Below are 17,080 nucleotides of genomic sequence, written 5' to 3'. Positions count from 1 at the left end.
CGCGATGTGGGTGGGCTTGCGCGCGAGGAGCGACGTCGCTGGGGCGTCGGTGCTGTCGTCATCCTCGCCCTTGGCGGTCTTGCGATCGCGGTGATCGTGGGGATCGTTCGGGGTGCCGGATCCGCTCAGTCATTGGCCCCAGCGCCGGTGACGGTGGCCACGGCGTCCACCTCGCTCTATGTCCACGTCTCGGGAGCTGTGAACGCTCCAGGGCTGTACGTTCTGCACGCCGATGCGAGGGTCGTCGATGCGGTGGCTGCGGCAGGAGGACTCGCCGAGGATGCCGAGGCTACCGGGGTCAATCTTGCGCGCCCCGTATCGGATGGGGAGCAGGTGATCGTGCCGCGCGTGGGGGAGGCACCGGCAGCTGGACCTGCCGGTGTCACGGCCGACGGCCGGGTGAACCTGAACAGCGCGGATGAAGGAGCGCTCGACACGCTCCCGGGCGTGGGGCCAGCCATTGCCGGACGGATCATCGAGTGGCGGGAGGCGAACGGGCGGTTCGCGAGCGTCGATGATCTGTTGTCGGTCTCTGGGATCGGACCCAAGATGCTCGAGTCCCTTCGTGATCTCGTCACGGTGTGAGCGGGCCGCCCTGTGCTGAGCGGAGGGCGGCGATGGCGTGCCGCGCGGCTCGTGCCGGCCGCGGTGGTGGCATGGGCGACGGCTTTCGTGCTGGTGAACGCTCCTGCGCTCGCGCCGATGGCGGTCATGGCCCTGGCGGCGGCCGGCGTCGGTGGGGGAGTTGTGCTCGGTGCGATCTCGCGACCGCGCTCCTCGACCGTGGCCGCGGAGGCCGGCGGCGGCTATCGGCGCGCACCGGGGACGGTGGGCATTCTGTCTGTTGTCGTTGTGGCTGTCGCGGCGGGCGCTGCTGTCGGCATCCATGTTGCGTTGGCGCAGCCGGGGCGGGATGCCGCGCTCGAAGCCTTCGGAAGCGGCTCGCGTGTCGTCGAGGTCGAGGCGATCGTCAGCGGCAAGGTCGAGCCGCGCGCGGGCGGCCAGCGCGCGTTCGATGCGTCGATCCGACTCATCGGGGCTGATGGAGGTGCGATCTCCGGCTGGACTGACGCGGCAGTACGCGTGTCGGGCGAGCAGGTCAGCAGCGGGCTGGATGTGGGCGCACGTGCACGGATGAATGGAACGAGCAGGCCGGCGTATCCGGGAGATCGTGCCGTTGTTCAGATCCTGGCGCACGAGATAGAGGTCGTCGAACCACCCACCGGCATCCTGCGCATCGCAGCCGACCTCCGGCAGTCGCTGGTCCGAGCCGCCGCGGGTCTGCCCGGCGGCGGGGGAGAGCTCGTTCCTGGACTCGCGGTGGGTGATACCTCAGCGGTCAGCTCCCAGACGGATGCCGACATGAAGGCATCCTCGCTATCCCACCTCACCGCAGTGTCGGGCGCAAACTGTGCGCTCGTCGTGGGGATCGCATTCGTCGTTGCGGCTGGACTCGGGGCTGGGCGCCGGGTCCGCGTCGTTTCCGGTCTCGGTGCGCTTGTCGGCTTCGTCATCCTCGTCACGCCCGAGCCCAGCGTCGTCCGCGCCGCGATGATGGCCGGAATCGCCATGCTCGCCGTCCTGCTCGGTCGCGCTGGCGCGGGGGTCGCGCTGCTGAGCGCGGCCGTGGTCCTGCTCCTGCTCTTCGACCCCTGGTTGGCGGGCTCACTGGGGTTCGCGCTTTCCGTGGCTGCCACGGCGGCGCTTCTGACGCTGGCCCGACCGCTTGCATCGGGGCTGACGCGTGCCATGCCGGCACCGCTGGCGCTTGCCCTCTCCGTGCCGCTTGCCGCCCAGCTGGCGTGCGGACCGCTGCTGGTGCTGATCGACCCAACGGTGCCCCTCTGGGGTGTGCCGGCGAACCTTCTCGCCGCGCCCGCCGCCCCCGCAGCGACGGTGCTGGGGCTTGCCGCGTGCCTGGCCGCGCCGTTCCCGGTGCTGCAGAGCGGCCTGGCAGCACTCGCGTGGCTCCCGGCAGCCTGGATCGCCGGGATCGCGGATGTCGCGAGCGGGTTGCCCTTCGCACGCGTTCCTTGGGTGAGCGGACTCGTGGGCGCTCTCTCACTCGCTGTGGTGGGCGGACTCGTCGCCCTCGCGCTCGGCCTACCCGCACAGAGCCCCCGGTCCGCCCGCATCCGTCGTGGCTCGGCGCTGCTGCTCGCAGCTCTCGTCACCGTCTGGACCTCCACGACCGTTGTCACCACGATCACGCAGCGGTGGGGCATCCCCGGCGAGTGGTCGATTCTGATGTGTGATGTGGGCCAGGGAGACGCGGTGCTCGTGCGCAGCGAGGGCGCGACGGCGCTCATCGACACGGGTCACGACCCCGCGCTGGTGAGCGCATGCCTCGACCGGGTCGGCGTCACACGCCTCGACTTGCTCGTCCTGACGCACTTCGACAAAGACCACGTCGGCGGCACCGAGGCGGTGATCGGGCGCGCCGAAACCGTGCTGCACGGTCCGACCGACGGAAGCGCCGACGAACGGCTCTTGGAAGAGCTCGCGGCAGCTGGAGCGCAGGTGGTGTCGGGTCAAGCGGGGATGACGGGAACGCTCGGTGGCGCCCACTGGAGCGTGCTCTGGCCGCGTGCCACGGCGCTGTTCGCTGCGGGTAATGACTCGTCGGTGACCGTGAGTATCGAAGGCGGTGGCGTCCCACGATCGCTCTTCCTCGGCGATCTCTCCGCGGATCCGCAGCGGATGCTGCGCGCGAGTGTCAGCGGCGTCGTTGAGGTCGTCAAGGTGTCCCACCACGGCAGCGCTGATCAGGATCCTGGTCTCTACGAGCAGATCGCGCCGCGCGTCGCGCTCATCGGTGTGGGAGCCGACAACACCTACGGTCACCCCACCACGACGACGATCGCAATGCTGCAGGGCAGTGCCGTCGGGCGCACCGACCAGGACGGGATCGTGGCGGTCGTCGGAGAGGGCGACACCCTCGCTCTATGGCGGGAGCGGGCGGCGTCTGTCGTGGGTGGCGGCTAGGCTTTCGGCATGGCTGCACCCCGTCGCTCGAGTTCCTCGAAGTCGGCGATCCGGCAGGTACCGTGGCGTGATCCGCGTCCTGCTCCCATCGTGCTGGTCTCGGGTCCCGAAGACGTCTGCGCAGAGCGTGCGATTGCGGGTCTGCGTGACTACGTCCGCGCAGAGGACCCCGCCGTCGAGGTGACTGATCTGCGTGCCGACGACTACGTGGCGGGAACGCTGCTCACCGTCACGTCGCCGTCGCTGTTCGGTGAGCCTCGGCTCGTGCGCGTCTTCGGAGTCGAGAAGGCATCCGACTCGTTCCTCACCGAAGCCGTGGCCTACCTCGAGTCGCCCCAGGAAGGCGCAACCGTCGTTTTGCGCCACACGGGCGCGAGCGTGCGAGGCAAGAAGCTGCTCGACGCGATCCGGAGCGGAAAGGCTGATGCTGTCGAGATCGCCTGCCCCGCGGTCAAGCGCGATAGCGACCGCTACGACTTCGCCGCTGCCGAGTTCTCTTCCGCGAACAAGCGGATCGCGCCTGCCGCCCTCCGTGCGCTCGTCTCGGCGTTCTCCGACGACCTCACCGAGCTCGCCGCGGCATGCCAGCAACTCATCGCGGATGTCGATGGTGATGTGACCGACGAGATCGTGCGGCGCTATTACGGCGGACGCGTCGAAACCACAGCCTTTGCCGTGGCAGACACTGCCATCGCGGGACGCTACGGCGAGGCGCTCATTACGCTGCGGCACGCTTTGGCCAGCGGAGCTGACCCGGTGCCGCTTGTCGCGGCGATCGCGTCGAAGCTGCGGACGATGGCGCGTGTTGCCGGCCTGCGCGAGTCCTCTGCCGCGATCGCGGCCCGGATCGGGGTGAAGGACTGGCAGGTTGACCGTGCCCGCCGGGATCTCACCGGCTGGAACGAGGAATCTCTGGGCCGAGCCATCCAAGCTGCGGCGCGAGCGGATGCCGAGGTCAAGGGTGCCTCGCGTGACCCGATCTTCGCTCTTGAGCGACTCGTCACCGTGGTCGCGACGCGCAGCGAGTTCGGGAGCTGACGCCCAGAACGACAAAGCCCGCCCCGAAGGGCGGGCTTTGCATGAAGCGTGAGGCTTAGAGAGCCGCGACCTGCTTCGAGATCGCCGACTTGCGGTTTGCAGCCTGGTTGGCGTGGATGACGCCCTTGCTGACTGCCTTGTCGAGCTTCTTGGTCGCCGTGGCCAGAGCCTTCTCGGCGGCGGCCTTGTCGCCGGCGGCGATGGCCTCGCGGGTGCGACGCACCTCGGTCTTCAGAGCGCTCTTGACTGCCTTGTTGCGCTCGCGAGCCTTCTCGTTGGTCTTGTTGCGCTTGATCTGCGACTTGATGTTCGCCACGTGGAGACGTTCTTTCGTTCGAGTGATGGATGGACTGCCGGCGACGAGAGAGGGGCGTCCACCAGCGATCGTGAGGGTAAAACCCACACACAAGCCAATCAGCGAGTCTACCAGGTCTGTTCGAGGGTCGTGAGCGCAAGGTTCAGGACCGCGTTGAACACGCGAGGACGCATGGCCGTAACCAAGTGACTCGTCCGCGGCACAACGATCAGTTCGGCATCCGGCGCGACCCGCGTGAACAGTCGCTCGTTGACCCGCAACTGGTCGAACTGTCCGTTCACGAACCACAGGGGGACCTCGATCCGGCCGAGTGCAGACAGCAGATCCAGCACGGACAGACTTCGCAGTGCCGTGTCTTGCGCGTCGAGCGCATAGCCTCCGGCGCCGAAGTCTGCCCGTGTCTCGGGCGGAAGGGTGGCATCCAGCACCCGTTCGCTCAGCCACGCTCCGCGGTCCGGAAGCGAGTCAAACCCGCGGGCGAGAAGTCGATAGGTCTGCAGGGCGGTGCCGCGCGGAATCGCCGTGCAGGATGCAGCAATGAAGCCCGCGATCGGAGGGGGATTCTCCTGGCCGGCGTACTCGATCGAGAGCAGACCTCCCATGGAGTGGGCTGCCAGCAGCACCGTCCCGTGCTCATCCGCAGCCTGGCGCACGGCATCATCGATCGTCGCGAACGCGCCCTCGAGCGAGAACGTCTCGCTCATCCGAGACCCGTGCCCGGGGAGATCGACCGCCGTCACGGGGTTGCCGCGGTCGGTCAGGTACTGCTCTTGCGCCCGCCACATCGTGCGCGAGGTGCGGATGCCGTGCACGAGAACCACCGCGACCGCCATGGGTTCGAGGATACGGTGCGCCGTGTCGTCTCGCTTCGCTCGCTGGGCGAGCGCAACCCGTGCGCCCAGTAGGCGAAGGCGGGGGTACGCGCGCCGGTAGAATCGTGCGGATATGTCCCCCCGTGCCTCTACGCCGCTGCAGCCGGCAGCCACGCCGCCCGCGCAGATCCGCAACTTCTGCATCATCGCGCACATCGACCACGGCAAATCCACCCTGGCCGACCGCATGCTGCAGATCACGGGTGTCGTCTCCGATCGCGACATGCGCGCGCAGTACCTGGACCGCATGGACATCGAACGCGAGCGCGGAATCACCATCAAGAGCCAGGCGGTGCGGATGCCGTGGCAAACGGATGCCGGCACCTTCGCGCTCAACATGATCGACACTCCCGGTCACGTCGACTTCACCTACGAGGTGTCGCGTTCGCTCGCAGCGTGCGAGGGTGCGGTCCTGCTCGTGGATGCTGCGCAGGGCATCGAGGCGCAGACCCTGGCGAACCTTTATCTGGCGCTCGAGAACGATCTGCACATCATCCCCGTGCTCAACAAGATCGACCTGCCCGCCGCCGACCCCGAGAAGTACGCGGCAGAACTCGCCAGCCTCATCGGCGGCGACCCGGCCGATGTGCTCCGCGTCAGCGGCAAGACCGGTCAGGGCGTCGAAGAGCTGCTCGACCGGCTCGTCGCCGAAATTCCGGCACCCACCGGTGACGCCGATGCGCCGGCCCGCGCCATGATCTTCGACTCCGTGTACGACGCCTATCGAGGCGTCGTGACCTACGTGCGAATGGTCGACGGCAAGCTCGAGCCGCGTCAGCGCATCCAGATGATGTCAACGCGGGCGGCGCACGATCTGCTCGAGATCGGGGTCTCCAGCCCCGAGCCGACCCCGACCAAGGGTCTTGGCGTCGGGGAGGTCGGCTATCTGATCACGGGCGTGAAAGATGTCCGCCAGTCGAAGGTCGGCGACACAATCACGGACCAGCGAAAGCCGGCATCCGACGCACTCCCGGGCTACACCGACCCGAAGCCCATGGTCTTCTCTGGCATCTACCCGATCGACGGCAGCGACTACGCGGATCTGCGCGAAGCGCTCGACAAGCTCAAGCTCTCGGACGCTTCGCTGCAGTACGAGCCCGAGACCTCGGTGGCGCTGGGCTTTGGATTCCGTTGCGGATTCCTCGGCCTCCTGCACCTCGAAATCATCACCGAGCGTCTGTCCCGCGAGTTCGGCCTCGACCTCATCACCACGGCGCCGTCGGTGACCTACACGGTCACGACCGACACCGGAGAAACCGTGACGGTCACCAACCCCAGCGAATACCCCGACGGCCGTGTCGCCGAGGTTTCGGAACCGGTGGTGAAGGTCGGCATCCTGCTGCCCAAGGACTACGTGGGTACCGTCATGGAGCTGTGCCAGTCCCGACGCGGGTCGCTCCTCGGCATGGATTACCTCAGCGAGGACCGCGTCGAGCTGCGCTACAACATGCCGCTCGGTGAGATCGTCTTCGACTTCTTCGACCAGCTGAAGTCGAAGACGCAAGGCTACGCGAGCCTCGACTACGAGCCGGCTGGGTCGCAGACCGCCGACCTCGTCAAGGTCGACATCCTGCTACAGGGCGAGAAGGTCGACGCCTTCAGCTCGATCGTCCACCGCGACAAGGCGTACGGGTACGGCACGATGATGACCGAGCGCCTGCGCAAACTCATCCCGCGCCAGCAGTTCGAAGTGCCCATCCAGGCCGCCATCGGAGCGCGGATCATTGCTCGCGAGAACATCCGCGCGATCCGCAAGGACGTGCTGGCAAATTGCTACGGCGGTGACATCACCCGCAAGCGCAAGCTCCTCGAAAAGCAGAAAGAGGGTAAGAAGCGCATGAAGATGGTGGGTCGCGTCGAAGTGCCACAGGAGGCGTTCATCGCAGCCCTCTCGGGCGACGTCGAGGGCAAAGAGAAGTAGTCTGATCGCCATGCGCCGCGGAACCTTCCGGGACGAGACCGTCGATTATGCAGCAGTCGGGGCCACTCAGGCTCCCGACCTCATGCAGTACCCGCCGGAAAAGAGCATTCCCGCCGAAGAGTCCTGGCGGATCGGAAGCGGCCAGGCACGATTCGAGTCGGCGACCGAGTCACTCTTGGCGTGGGCGCCGCTGCGTGGCGCCGGGTTGTCGTTGGCAGACATCCGCCCGGCATCCGGGTCCGGCTACGCCGGGGTCGCGTACGACTCGGATGGCGCACCGATCGCGCCGTCGCGTCGCGAAGCCGAGCAGCGCTTTGATGCCGAGGGCACTCCGTATGTCAGTGCCGGCGCGACCGTGCACGTCACCGGCCGGCTCAGCGGATACCGCGCGGATGCCGAACTGCGTGTCATCCTGGCCGTCGAAGAACCCCGGCGCACGGCTTTCGCGCTCGGCACCGTTGGTGGCTCTGTCGTCAGCGGCGAGGAGCTGTTCCTGATCGAGTGGCGCGACAACGACGAGGTCTGGTTCACCGTGCGCGCATTCGATCGCCCCGTCTCGGCGCTCTACCGGCTCGTACCGCGCTTCGTTCGCGGGCGGCGGCGACGGCTCTTCCGGGCCTACCTGACGGCGGTATCGCCCTTGTTCGCTCCCTGATGGGCGCAGCGCTTCCCCTCGGCGATCCCGTTCCGCGCGACGGATCGCTCCCCGGTGCGGTCATCGACCCCGCCACGCCGCTGTCGGCCTACGTCCACATCCCGTTCTGTCGCGTTCGCTGCGGGTACTGCGACTTCAACACCTATACGGGCGAGGAGTTGCGTGGCGCGCGCCGCGAGGACTACGCAGGGACGCTCCTTCGCGAGATCGACCTTGCCTCGGGTGTGCTCTCCGCGCATCCGCGCCCGCTGAACACGGTCTTCTTCGGGGGCGGAACGCCGACCCTGCTTCCCGCCCGAGATCTGGCGGTCATCCTGTCAACCCTGCGGGATCGGTTCGGGCTCGAGCCGGATGCCGAGGTCACCGTCGAAGCAAACCCCGACACCGTGACTCCCGAGGTCACGGAGGAACTGGCCAGTGCGGGAGTCACGAGGTTGTCCATCGGAATGCAGTCGGCCGTGCCGGAGGTTCTTCGCACGCTCGATCGCACGCACCGGCCCGAGAACGTCGCAACGGCGGTGAGCGCGGCACGGCAGAGCGGACTGTCAGTGAGCGTCGACCTCATCTACGGCGCCCCGGAAGAGACGCTCGATCACTGGCGACGCAGCATCGAGGCCGCGCTCGCGTTGGAGACCGACCACATCTCGGCCTACGCGCTGATCGTCGAGGAGGGCACCGCTCTGGAGCGCCGCATCCGACGCGGAGAACTCAGCACACCCGACGACGACCTGCAGGCCGCCATGTACGAGCACGCCGACACCGCGTTCGAGGAAGCCGGCTACGGCTGGTACGAGGTATCCAACTGGGCGAAGACTCCCGCCGATCGCTCGCGGCACAACCTCGCCTACTGGCGCGGACACGACTGGTGGGGGTTCGGTCCCGGTGCTCACAGCCATGTCGGAGGGGTTCGATTCTGGAACGTCCGGCATCCTGCCGCCTACGCGCAGCGGCTGGCTGCCGGTGACTCGCCGGGGGCCGGTTCGGAGATCCCCGACGAGGATGCACGACTGCTTGAGCGGGTGATGCTGCGGGTGCGTACGGTCGAGGGCCTGCCCGTGTCGGAGCTGGCACCGGAAAGCCGACAAGCCGTCGCCGGTCTCGTCGCGGACGGACTCGTGGACGGCCGCGGGGCGGTTCGCGGGAACCTCGTACTCACACGCGCCGGACGATTGCTGGCCGACGCTGTCGTGCGCGCACTGACGTCGTGATCTGGGGCGCGGGGGAGAGGCATCCGCTAGAATTGGCACTCTGAGGATGTGAGTGCCAGTGCCACGTCGAGCCGCTCAGACGGCCGACGCCGGATGCGGAAGGAGGCGACATGGTCAGCGAGCGTGGGCTTCAGGTGCTCCGGGCGATCGTGCAGGACTACGTCGATACCCGCGAGCCCGTCGGAAGCAAGGCCATCGTCGAGCGCCACGCGTTCGGCGTATCAGCAGCCACCATCCGCAACGACATGGCGCTTCTCGAAGACGAAGAACTCATCGCGGCGCCCCACACCTCCTCGGGCCGCGTCCCGACCGACAAGGGGTACCGCGTCTTCGTCGACCACCTCGCCGAAATCCGGCCTCTTTCGCCCGCCCAGCGCGCCGCAATCGCGAGCTTCCTGCAGGGGCCCGGTGACCTCGATGATGCGCTGGCGCGAACCGTGCGGGCACTCACGCAGCTCACCGGTCAGGTGGCGATCGTGCAGTATCCCTCGTTTTCCAAGGCGACCATCACGCACGTCGAGCTCGTTGCGCTCGAGCCTTCCCGGGTGCTCGTCATCGTCGTGACTGACACCGGACGCGTGTCGCAGCGACTTGCGCTTCTGACCGTGGCCCTCGACGAGACGGATCTCGCACGCGTGCGCGCCGAGGTGTCGACACTGCTCGTTGGGCGAAGCGTGCGTCAGGGCGCGAAGCGCGTCGAGGAGCAAGCCGACAGCGACGCGCGAACCGCCCACCAGTCGGCGGTGACCGAGATTCTTCGGGTCGTCCAGGAGGAGCTCGACGAGTTTCGACAGGATCGGCTCGTCATGGCCGGCGCAGCAAATCTCGCCCGGCGCGAGAGCGACTTCCGGGGAAGCATCTACCCGCTCCTGGAGGCGATCGAAGAGCAGGTGACCATCCTTCGCCTGATGGGCGAAATGGTCGCCGACGACAACGGGCTGGCGGCCAGCATCGGACGCGAGAATGAGGCATTCGGGCTGTCTGAGGCATCTGTCATCGCGAGTGACTACGATGCGACGGGCGCCAGAGCCCGTGTTGGCCTGATGGGTCCGACCCGAATGGACTATCCCAGCAACCTTGCGGCGGTGCGGGCGGTAGCGCGCTACCTCACCGGACTGCTGGCTGAGGACGAGAAGGGCCGATGAGCCCGTACGAACTGCCCGCGACCACACGCGGGATGCAGAAAGGTGACCGTGGCTGACCACTACGAGGTCCTTGGCGTGTCGCGAGACGCGTCGCCCGAAGAGATCAAGAAGGCCTATCGACGCCTGGCGCGGGAGCTTCACCCCGACGTGAACCCGGGGGAAGAGGCTGCTGAGCGGTTCAAGCTCGTGACGCACGCCTACGACGTCCTCAGCGACCCGCAGCAGCGGCAGCGCTACGACATGGGCGGCGGCCAGAACGGCGGTTTCGGCGGTGCCGGCGACTTCGGCGGTTTCAGCGACATCTTCGAGAGCTTCTTCGGCGGCGGTGGCGCGGCCCGCGGCGGGCGCCCGCGGTCGCGGAAGGAGCGCGGGCAAGATGCGCTGGTTCGCGTCGACCTCGACCTCAAGGATGTGGTGTTCGGTGTGCATCGCGACATCGACGTCGACACCGCTGTCATGTGCGAGACCTGCAACGGCTCGTGCACGCAGCCTGGGACGACACCGGTTCGCTGCGATATCTGCCACGGCACGGGTCACATCCAGCGCACGGTTCGAAGCCTCCTTGGCAACGTCGTCACCTCCCAACCGTGCGGCACGTGCCAGGGGTACGGCACGACCATCCCGTACCCGTGCGCGACGTGCCAGGGGCAGGGCCGCGTTCGCGCTCGTCGCACCGTGTCGATCGATATCCCGGCCGGTGTTGACACGGGCCTGCGGCTTCAGCTTCCCGGATCGGGCGAAGTCGGCCCTGGCGGTGGGACGCGGGGCGACCTGTACATCGAGGTCTCCGTCGCGACGCATCCGGTATTCAGCCGCGAAGGTGACGACCTGCTCGCAACGCTCGAAGTGTCGATGCCGGATGCCGTTCTCGGCGCGGCTACGACGATCGAGGGCCTCGATGGGCCGGTGGACCTCGAGGTGCGTCCAGGAGTCCAGTCGGGCGATGTGCTGACCATCAAGGGTCGAGGCATCACACCGTTGCGCGGCAATCAGCGTGGTGACTTGCGCGTTGGCGTGCACGTGGTCACGCCCACGAAGCTCGACGCCAAGGAACGGGGCCTCATCGAGGAGTTCGCCAAGCGCACGAAGGCTCCCGCGCCTCACCTGGCGGAGTTCCATCAGGGTCTGTTCTCGAAGCTGCGCGATCGGTTCCGGAACGGCTGATCGTGCCGCTTCACTTCGTCGTCGACGAACCGCTGGATGCCGATACCGGCCAGACCGTGACCCTCACCGGCGCTGAGGCGCACCACGCCGCCACGGTGCGTCGGGTCCGCGTCGGAGAAACGGTCACGCTCGGTGACGGAGCCGGAGTGTGGCTCGAAGGCGCCTGCGAGCTCGTCGCAGCCCGCGAGGTCCTGGTTCGCGTCACGAACCGGGAGGAGGTACCGCGTCCATCCGTGCGGATCGAGCTCGTGCAGGCTCTTGCGAAAGGCGACCGCGACGAACTCGCGGTCCAAGCGTCGACCGAACTCGGCGTGGATGTCATCACGCCGTGGCAAGCTGCCCGCAGCGTTTCGCGGTGGGACGCGGCCAAGCGTGAGAAGGGTGTCACGCGCTGGCGTCAGATCGCGCGGGAAGCAGGCAAGCAGGCGCACCGTGCGTGGCTTCCAGAAGTCGGCGGCCCGCTGACGACTGCACAGTTGTGCGAGCGGGCCGCGGCGACCCGGATGCTCGTGTTGGAGCCGACAGCGGCGCTGCGTCTCAGCGAATGGATGCCTGACCCGACCGACTGCCGCGATATCGCTATCGTCGTCGGGCCCGAGGGCGGGATCGACGCAGGCGAGCTGACGTCCCTCGAAGCTGCGGGCGCGACGCTCGTGCGCCTGGGCGAGCATGTATTGCGTACTTCCACAGCGGGACCCGCGGCAATCGCTGTGCTCAGCAGCACGCTCGGCCGGTGGTGATCGTGCAAGTGGTAGCTGGGCCCGCCGGAGAGGCCGTCGGTAGACTGAGCGCATGAGCGAACCCTCCGTCTTCACCCGCATCCTGCGTGGCGAGATTCCCGCAGAGATCCTCAGCGAGACCGAGAACGTGTTCGTCATCCGGGATATCGCTCCGCAGGCGCCGCTGCACCTCTTGGTCATTCCGAAGACCGCCGAATACCGCGATGTCACCGAGCTTGCGGCGGGTGATCCTGCGTTGCTCGCCGAGATGGTGGCGGTGGCGGGGGATGTCGCCGCAGAGCATGGCAGCGGCGATTTCCGACTGGTCTTCAACACCGGTCCCGGCGCGGGGCAGACGGTCTTCCACGTGCATGCCCACGTGCTCGGCGGCGACCTTGCAGAAGGCAGTCTCGGTGGCTGATTCGGACAACAGTGCGGAATCCGGAGATCGCGTCACGGAGCGGTTGTTCGCCGACGGTGTAGCCATGGTCCAGCTTCTCGGGCCCCAAGACAGGCTGCTGCGCGTGGTCGAGCGGGAGCACCCGGATGTCGACGTGCACGTGCGCGGGAACGAGATCACTCTCGCGGGAAGCGCCGCAGCTGTGGCCGCGGCCCGAGAGCTCGTCGAGGAACTCCTGACGATGACGCGCACCGGTCACGATCTCGCGCCAGCTGACGTATCCAGCTCGAACCGTATCCTGCGAAGCGATGGCAACCCACGTCCGTCCGAGGTCCTGGGCGAAGCGATTCTCTCCAGCCGCGGTCGGGTGATTCGTCCGAAGACACTCGGGCAGAAGTCGTACGTGGATGCGATCGAGAACACCACGATCACGTTTGGCATCGGACCGGCGGGTACCGGCAAGACCTATCTGGCGATGGCCAAGGCGGTGCAGGCGCTGCAGCGTAAAGAGGTCAGCCGCATCATCCTGACCCGGCCCGCCGTCGAGGCGGGGGAGCGCCTCGGCTTTCTGCCGGGAACGCTGACGGACAAGATCGACCCGTACCTGCGTCCCCTGTACGACGCGCTGAACGAAATGATGGACCCGGAGATCGTTCCCAAGCTCATGGCGACAGGAACAATCGAGGTCGCGCCACTCGCCTACATGCGCGGGCGCACACTGAACGACTCGTTCGTCGTGCTCGACGAGGCCCAGAACACCACACCGGAACAAATGAAGATGTTCCTGACTCGCCTGGGTTTCAACACGAAGATGGTCGTGACAGGAGACATCACTCAGATCGACCTCCCGCAGGGGGCATCGGGTCTGCGCCTGGTCACGAAGGTGCTGAGCACGATCGACGACATCCACTTCGCGTATCTCACGAGCGACGACGTCGTGCGCCACTCGCTCGTCGGCAGGATCGTCGACGCCTACTCCGAGTACGACGAGCGGCGCCTGTCCGCGAAGCGAGAGCGCGACGAGGCGAGCGAGCTCAGCAATCGTGCCGAGCGCCGCGGGGCAAGCCGGCCCGCCGGACCACGCGATCACATGCCCAAACGAGGACGCCGATGACGATCGAAATCACCAACGAGTCCGGGATCGACGTCGACGAAACGGTCCTCCTGCGACTCACCGAGAACAACCTCGCCGAGTTGTTCGTGAGCCCGGATGCCGACCTCGCGATCCTTCTGGTCGACGAGGGCGCGATGGAGTCATTGCACGTCCAGTGGATGGACGAGCCTGGCCCAACGGATGTGCTGAGCTTTCCCATGGACGAACTGCGGCCGGGAACTGAAGATGCCCCGACGCCGGAAGGACTCCTGGGGGACATCGTGCTCTGCCCGCAGGTAGCTGAAAGCCAGGCTCAGGCTGCCGGTCACTCCACGATGGACGAGCTGATCCTGCTCACGACCCACGGTCTTCTGCATCTGCTCGGTTTCGACCACGCCGAGCCGGCGGAGGAACGCGAGATGTTTGCGCTCCAACGAGACCTCATCGTCCGATTCCACGCGGCCGAACGCCGCCGCCTCAAGCCGTGACCGCGGCCCTCCTGCTGGCCGCAGCTGCACTCCTGGTCGCCTTCGGCGGTCTGATGGCGGCGGTGGATGCAGCCCTCGGGGTGACCTCGCGGTCCGACCTCGAGGAAATGAGCCAGTCCGGACGCAATGCTGCGTTCCTTCGCGGCATCGCGGACGATCCGGCGGCCCATGCGAACGCCGCCGGGTTCATGCGCGTCCTGTCCGAGACCACCGCGGCGGTGCTGGTCACTGTCGCACTCACGATCCTGTTCGACAGCATCTGGTGGGCGATGCTCGCTGCCGCGATCATCATGACGGGGATCTCGTTCGTCGTGGTCGGCGCGAGCCCGCGCAGCGTCGGGCGCCTGCACGCCAAGGGGCTGCTCCGTGGCGCTGCGCCCGTCATCCGTGCGATGCGCATCGTGCTGGGCCCGCTCGCTCACGGCCTCGTCGCGCTCGGCGACCGGGTGACACCCGGCGTAGCCCGCGGCTCGTCGTTCGCCTCCGAAGAGCAGCTGCTCAGCATGGTGGATGAAGCCGCGTCACAAGACCTCATCGAAGAGGATGACCGCGAACTGATTCACTCCGTGTTCGACTTCACCGATACGTATGTGCGCGCGGTCATGATTCCGCGCACAGAGATGGTGACAGTCGAGGCAGACACGACGACGAAGGACGCGATGGAGCTGTTCCTCGACAAGGGCGTATCGCGCGTTCCGGTGGTCGACGACGAAGCCGATGACGTCATCGGGATGCTCTACCTCAAAGACCTGGTGCAGTTCGCGTATCGCGACGAGGCTGGCTGGCGTGCTGCTGCGATCTCGCAACTTGCGCGACCGGCCGTCTTTGTCCCCGAATCGATGCGAGCCGAGACCCTCTTGCAGCAGATGAAGCGCGAAGCCGTGCACGTGTGCATGGTGGTCGACGAGTACGGCGGGGTCTCGGGCCTTGTCACCCTCGAGGACCTGATCGAGGAGCTGGTGGGCGAGATCGCTGACGAGTTCGACCCGCGGGCCACCGAGATCGCCGAGGTCGCCGAGGGGCGCTACCGCGTCAGTGCCCGACTCGGCCTTGCCGAGGTCGGGGAGCTTTTCGACCTCGATCTCGAAGACGACGAGGTCGACTCGATCGGGGGACTGCTGGGCAAGCAGCTCGGCAAGGTGCCGCAGCCCGGAGCGGTCACAGACTTCGAGGGGCTGCGCATCACTGGCGGCGCATCCCGCGGCAAGGGTCGCGGCATCACCACCGTCTTTGTGGAGCGCATCCCCGTCCGGGCCGATGCCGCGGAGACCGAGGCCGCAGCTGAGGGCGATGGCTCAGTGTCGGCATCCGAGACATCATCTGAGCGGAAGGTGCGCTCGTGAGCGGCAGCGATTCTCGGTCCGGCTCTGATTTTCGGTCCGGCTTTGTGACCTTCGTGGGGCGCCCCAATGTCGGTAAGTCCACGCTCATGAACGCCCTCGTCGGCGAGAAGATCGCGATCACCAGCGACAAGCCGCAGACCACCCGGCGCGCCATTCGCGGCATCTTGAACCGCCCCGGCGGGCAGATCGTGATCGTCGACACCCCCGGTCTGCACCGCCCGCGCACCCTCCTCGGTCAGCGCCTGAACGATCTTGTCGAAGAGGTCCTCGGAGACGTTGATGTGATCGCGTTCTGCGCCCCCGCCACCGAGAAGGTCGGGCCCGGGGATCGACGGATCGCCGAATCGCTCGACGGGTACGCCTCGGCGAAGAAGATCGCCCTGGTGACCAAGACCGATGCCGCATCCCGCGATCAGATCACGGAGCGGCTCATGGAGGTCGACGCCCTGCGCGAGGACTGGGCGGCCGTCATTCCGCTCTCGGCGGTCACAGCCGATCAGCTCGGGGTTCTGGCTGACGAGATCCTGAAGATGCTCCCCGAAGGCCCGGCCCTCTACCCCGACGACGTCGTCACGGACGAGGCCGATGACGACCGGATCGCCGAGATCATTCGGGAGGCCGCGCTCGATGGCGTGCGCGATGAGTTGCCGCACTCCATCGCCGTCGTCGTTCAGGATGTCGAACCGCGCGAGGACTCCGACCTGATCGACGTCTACGCCGACATCGTGGTCGAACGCGACAGTCAGAAGGCGATCATCATCGGCAAGAAGGGCTCCCGACTCGCAAGCGTCGGTGCCGCTGCCCGCGAACAGATCGAGCAGCTGCTCGGATCCCGCGTCTTCCTGTCACTGCACGTCAAGGTAGCCAAGGACTGGCAGCGCGACCCGAAGCAGCTCGGTCGCCTCGGTTTCTGACCTCACGTGCAGATCCCGCCTCAGCCGATCGGTCTGAGAGCAGACTGGACGATGACGACGCCGTCGCCGTATTCGGCATCTGCGGCATCCTGCAGGGTGCCGTCATCCCAGATCACCTGCGCCCACACGTAGCCATCCTGCGTCCAGGTCGCAAGCAGCAGATCACCGAGCTCGGTCGGCAGCTCACGTGCGATCTCGTCGAGCTCTGCGACTGGCGTTTCGCCCGGGACTCCTCCCGTCGGGTCCTCTGGGCGAATCGGATCGTAGAGCGCAAGCATGATCGGCGGTTGGGTGGCGGTGAAGACCTCGCCGTCGAACGTTCCGAAGACGGCATAGGTGCCCCACCGCGTGTGGCCCGACTCCTCGAACCCGTCGACACCTTCCCAGCTCCAGCCCATGAGCGGCAACCCGTCGCACTGCGGCGGGTAGGACTCGGCGATCGGGCCGAGGCAGAGAGTCACATCCCCAGCGACATCCAGCACAGTTCCCGTGCCGACCACTTCGCCGTCCGGCGGGCTGATTTGTGTGGTCGACAGCGAGCCACCGGATGCACCGGACCCGCTGGCGCATCCGGTGGTGATCAGCAGGAGCGATGCAGCGGCGAGCGCGGCAGTACCGAGACGAGCAGTGATCCTCATACCCATACTGTGTCGAGCGCGAACCAAACGTCTCACGGATCAGGGGACGAATTGCTGATAACATCGCGGTATGCGTGCACTCTCGCTTCTTCTTAGCTGCCGCGGCGGGGCCAACTAGGGCCTACCTCGTCGCGGAGCTTCGTGTCGGCCCGTTCACCTCGAGCCAGAAGCAGGAAGAAGC

General features: G+C 67.0%; 17 protein-coding genes. 14 read left to right on the top strand and 3 right to left on the bottom strand.

Going from position 1 to position 17,080, the window contains the following annotated elements; genetic code table 11:
* The first annotated feature begins 6 nt into the window (after positions 1-6).
* Genes B4F19_RS12755 through holA form a run of 3 tightly spaced genes read left to right on the top strand, consistent with a single transcriptional unit; the run spans position 7 to position 4,023 of the window.
* Complete coding sequence (locus B4F19_RS12755) at positions 7-585, top strand: ComEA family DNA-binding protein (protein WP_292735479.1); 579 nt, start codon at positions 7-9, stop codon at positions 583-585.
* A 51-nt stretch (positions 586-636) separates the two neighbouring features.
* Entirely contained in the window at positions 637-2,985 is a 2,349-nt protein-coding gene (locus B4F19_RS12750) for a ComEC/Rec2 family competence protein (protein WP_292735476.1), read from the top strand.
* A 9-nt stretch (positions 2,986-2,994) separates the two neighbouring features.
* Positions 2,995-4,023 carry a DNA polymerase III subunit delta gene (holA, locus tag B4F19_RS12745; protein WP_292729430.1) on the top strand — a complete coding sequence of 343 codons (1,029 nt, stop codon included), beginning with the start codon at positions 2,995-2,997 and terminating at the stop codon, positions 4,021-4,023.
* 55 nt (positions 4,024-4,078) lie between these two features.
* Here the strand turns inward: holA and rpsT are convergent, their stop codons facing one another.
* A complete protein-coding gene (gene rpsT, locus B4F19_RS12740) occupies positions 4,079-4,339 on the bottom strand; it encodes a 30S ribosomal protein S20 (RefSeq protein ID WP_292729427.1) in 261 nt (86 codons plus the stop codon).
* A gap of 107 nt (positions 4,340-4,446) precedes the next feature.
* Complete coding sequence (locus B4F19_RS12735) at positions 4,447-5,172, bottom strand: alpha/beta fold hydrolase (RefSeq protein WP_292729424.1); 726 nt, start codon at positions 5,170-5,172, stop codon at positions 4,447-4,449.
* Between the two features lie 112 nt (positions 5,173-5,284).
* On the opposite strand from B4F19_RS12735, the gene lepA reads away from it, so the two are divergent.
* The 11 genes from lepA (at position 5,285) to era (ending at position 16,261) form a co-directional block, all read left to right on the top strand.
* Positions 5,285-7,132 (top strand): translation elongation factor 4, encoded by a 1,848-nt coding sequence (gene lepA / locus B4F19_RS12730; RefSeq protein WP_292735473.1) that lies wholly within the window; start codon positions 5,285-5,287, stop codon positions 7,130-7,132.
* A 10-nt stretch (positions 7,133-7,142) separates the two neighbouring features.
* Positions 7,143-7,787, top strand: coding sequence for a DUF1990 family protein (locus B4F19_RS12725; protein WP_228178933.1), 645 nt, complete (start codon positions 7,143-7,145; stop codon positions 7,785-7,787).
* Positions 7,787-8,995: a radical SAM family heme chaperone HemW gene (gene hemW / locus B4F19_RS12720; protein ID WP_228178932.1), complete on the top strand. Its 1,209-nt coding sequence runs from the start codon at positions 7,787-7,789 to the stop codon at positions 8,993-8,995. Before B4F19_RS12725 ends, hemW begins: the two co-directional genes overlap by 1 nt.
* Before the next feature lie 110 nt (positions 8,996-9,105).
* Complete coding sequence (hrcA, locus tag B4F19_RS12715) at positions 9,106-10,140, top strand: heat-inducible transcriptional repressor HrcA (protein WP_228178931.1); 1,035 nt, start codon at positions 9,106-9,108, stop codon at positions 10,138-10,140.
* 48 nt (positions 10,141-10,188) lie between these two features.
* Positions 10,189-11,304 (top strand): molecular chaperone DnaJ, encoded by a 1,116-nt coding sequence (dnaJ, locus tag B4F19_RS12710; protein ID WP_228178930.1) that lies wholly within the window; start codon positions 10,189-10,191, stop codon positions 11,302-11,304.
* A 2-nt stretch (positions 11,305-11,306) separates the two neighbouring features.
* Entirely contained in the window at positions 11,307-12,044 is a 738-nt protein-coding gene (locus tag B4F19_RS12705) for a 16S rRNA (uracil(1498)-N(3))-methyltransferase (RefSeq protein WP_228178929.1), read from the top strand.
* Positions 12,045-12,096: 52 nt separating this feature from the next.
* A complete protein-coding gene (locus B4F19_RS12700) occupies positions 12,097-12,444 on the top strand; it encodes an HIT domain-containing protein (RefSeq protein WP_228178928.1) in 348 nt (115 codons plus the stop codon).
* A gap of 64 nt (positions 12,445-12,508) precedes the next feature.
* Positions 12,509-13,537 carry a PhoH family protein gene (locus tag B4F19_RS12695; protein WP_228178983.1) on the top strand — a complete coding sequence of 343 codons (1,029 nt, stop codon included), beginning with the start codon at positions 12,509-12,511 and terminating at the stop codon, positions 13,535-13,537.
* The gene (gene ybeY / locus B4F19_RS12690; RefSeq protein ID WP_228178927.1) at positions 13,534-14,004 is read left to right on the top strand and encodes an rRNA maturation RNase YbeY; all 471 of its coding nucleotides are present in this window, start codon (positions 13,534-13,536) and stop codon (positions 14,002-14,004) included. Before B4F19_RS12695 ends, ybeY begins: the two co-directional genes overlap by 4 nt.
* A complete protein-coding gene (locus B4F19_RS12685) occupies positions 14,001-15,347 on the top strand; it encodes a hemolysin family protein (protein ID WP_292735466.1) in 1,347 nt (448 codons plus the stop codon). Before ybeY ends, B4F19_RS12685 begins: the two co-directional genes overlap by 4 nt.
* The gene (gene era, locus B4F19_RS12680) at positions 15,344-16,261 is read left to right on the top strand and encodes a GTPase Era (RefSeq protein ID WP_292735463.1); all 918 of its coding nucleotides are present in this window, start codon (positions 15,344-15,346) and stop codon (positions 16,259-16,261) included. Before B4F19_RS12685 ends, era begins: the two co-directional genes overlap by 4 nt.
* 20 nt (positions 16,262-16,281) lie before the next feature.
* Here era and B4F19_RS12675 read toward each other — a convergent pair whose 3' ends face one another.
* Complete coding sequence (locus tag B4F19_RS12675; RefSeq protein WP_292735460.1) at positions 16,282-16,899, bottom strand: hypothetical protein; 618 nt, start codon at positions 16,897-16,899, stop codon at positions 16,282-16,284.
* Positions 16,900-17,080: the final 181 nt, after the last annotated feature.

The organism is Microbacterium sp. UBA1097 (genome assembly GCF_002313585.1).
GTDB lineage: Bacteria > Actinomycetota > Actinomycetes > Actinomycetales > Microbacteriaceae > Microbacterium.
Note: the sequence above shows the minus strand (reverse complement) of the source record. Positions and strands in the feature narration are given on the sequence as shown.

Excerpts from the sequence above, each read along its gene's own strand:
- B4F19_RS12725 (WP_228178933.1), top strand. The coding sequence starts at position 7,143 with ATGCGCCGCGGAACCTTCCGGGACGAGACCGTCGATTATGCAGCAGTC.
- B4F19_RS12695 (WP_228178983.1), top strand. The coding sequence starts at position 12,509 with ATGGTCCAGCTTCTCGGGCCCCAAGACAGGCTGCTGCGCGTGGTCGAG.
- hrcA (WP_228178931.1), top strand. The coding sequence starts at position 9,106 with ATGGTCAGCGAGCGTGGGCTTCAGGTGCTCCGGGCGATCGTGCAGGAC.
- B4F19_RS12735 (WP_292729424.1), bottom strand. The coding sequence starts at position 5,172 with ATGGCGGTCGCGGTGGTTCTCGTGCACGGCATCCGCACCTCGCGCACG.
- ybeY (WP_228178927.1), top strand. The coding sequence starts at position 13,534 with ATGACGATCGAAATCACCAACGAGTCCGGGATCGACGTCGACGAAACG.
- lepA (WP_292735473.1), top strand. The coding sequence starts at position 5,285 with ATGTCCCCCCGTGCCTCTACGCCGCTGCAGCCGGCAGCCACGCCGCCC.
- B4F19_RS12675 (WP_292735460.1), bottom strand. The coding sequence starts at position 16,899 with ATGAGGATCACTGCTCGTCTCGGTACTGCCGCGCTCGCCGCTGCATCG.
- holA (WP_292729430.1), top strand. The coding sequence starts at position 2,995 with ATGGCTGCACCCCGTCGCTCGAGTTCCTCGAAGTCGGCGATCCGGCAG.
- hemW (WP_228178932.1), top strand. The coding sequence starts at position 7,787 with ATGGGCGCAGCGCTTCCCCTCGGCGATCCCGTTCCGCGCGACGGATCG.
- B4F19_RS12700 (WP_228178928.1), top strand. The coding sequence starts at position 12,097 with ATGAGCGAACCCTCCGTCTTCACCCGCATCCTGCGTGGCGAGATTCCC.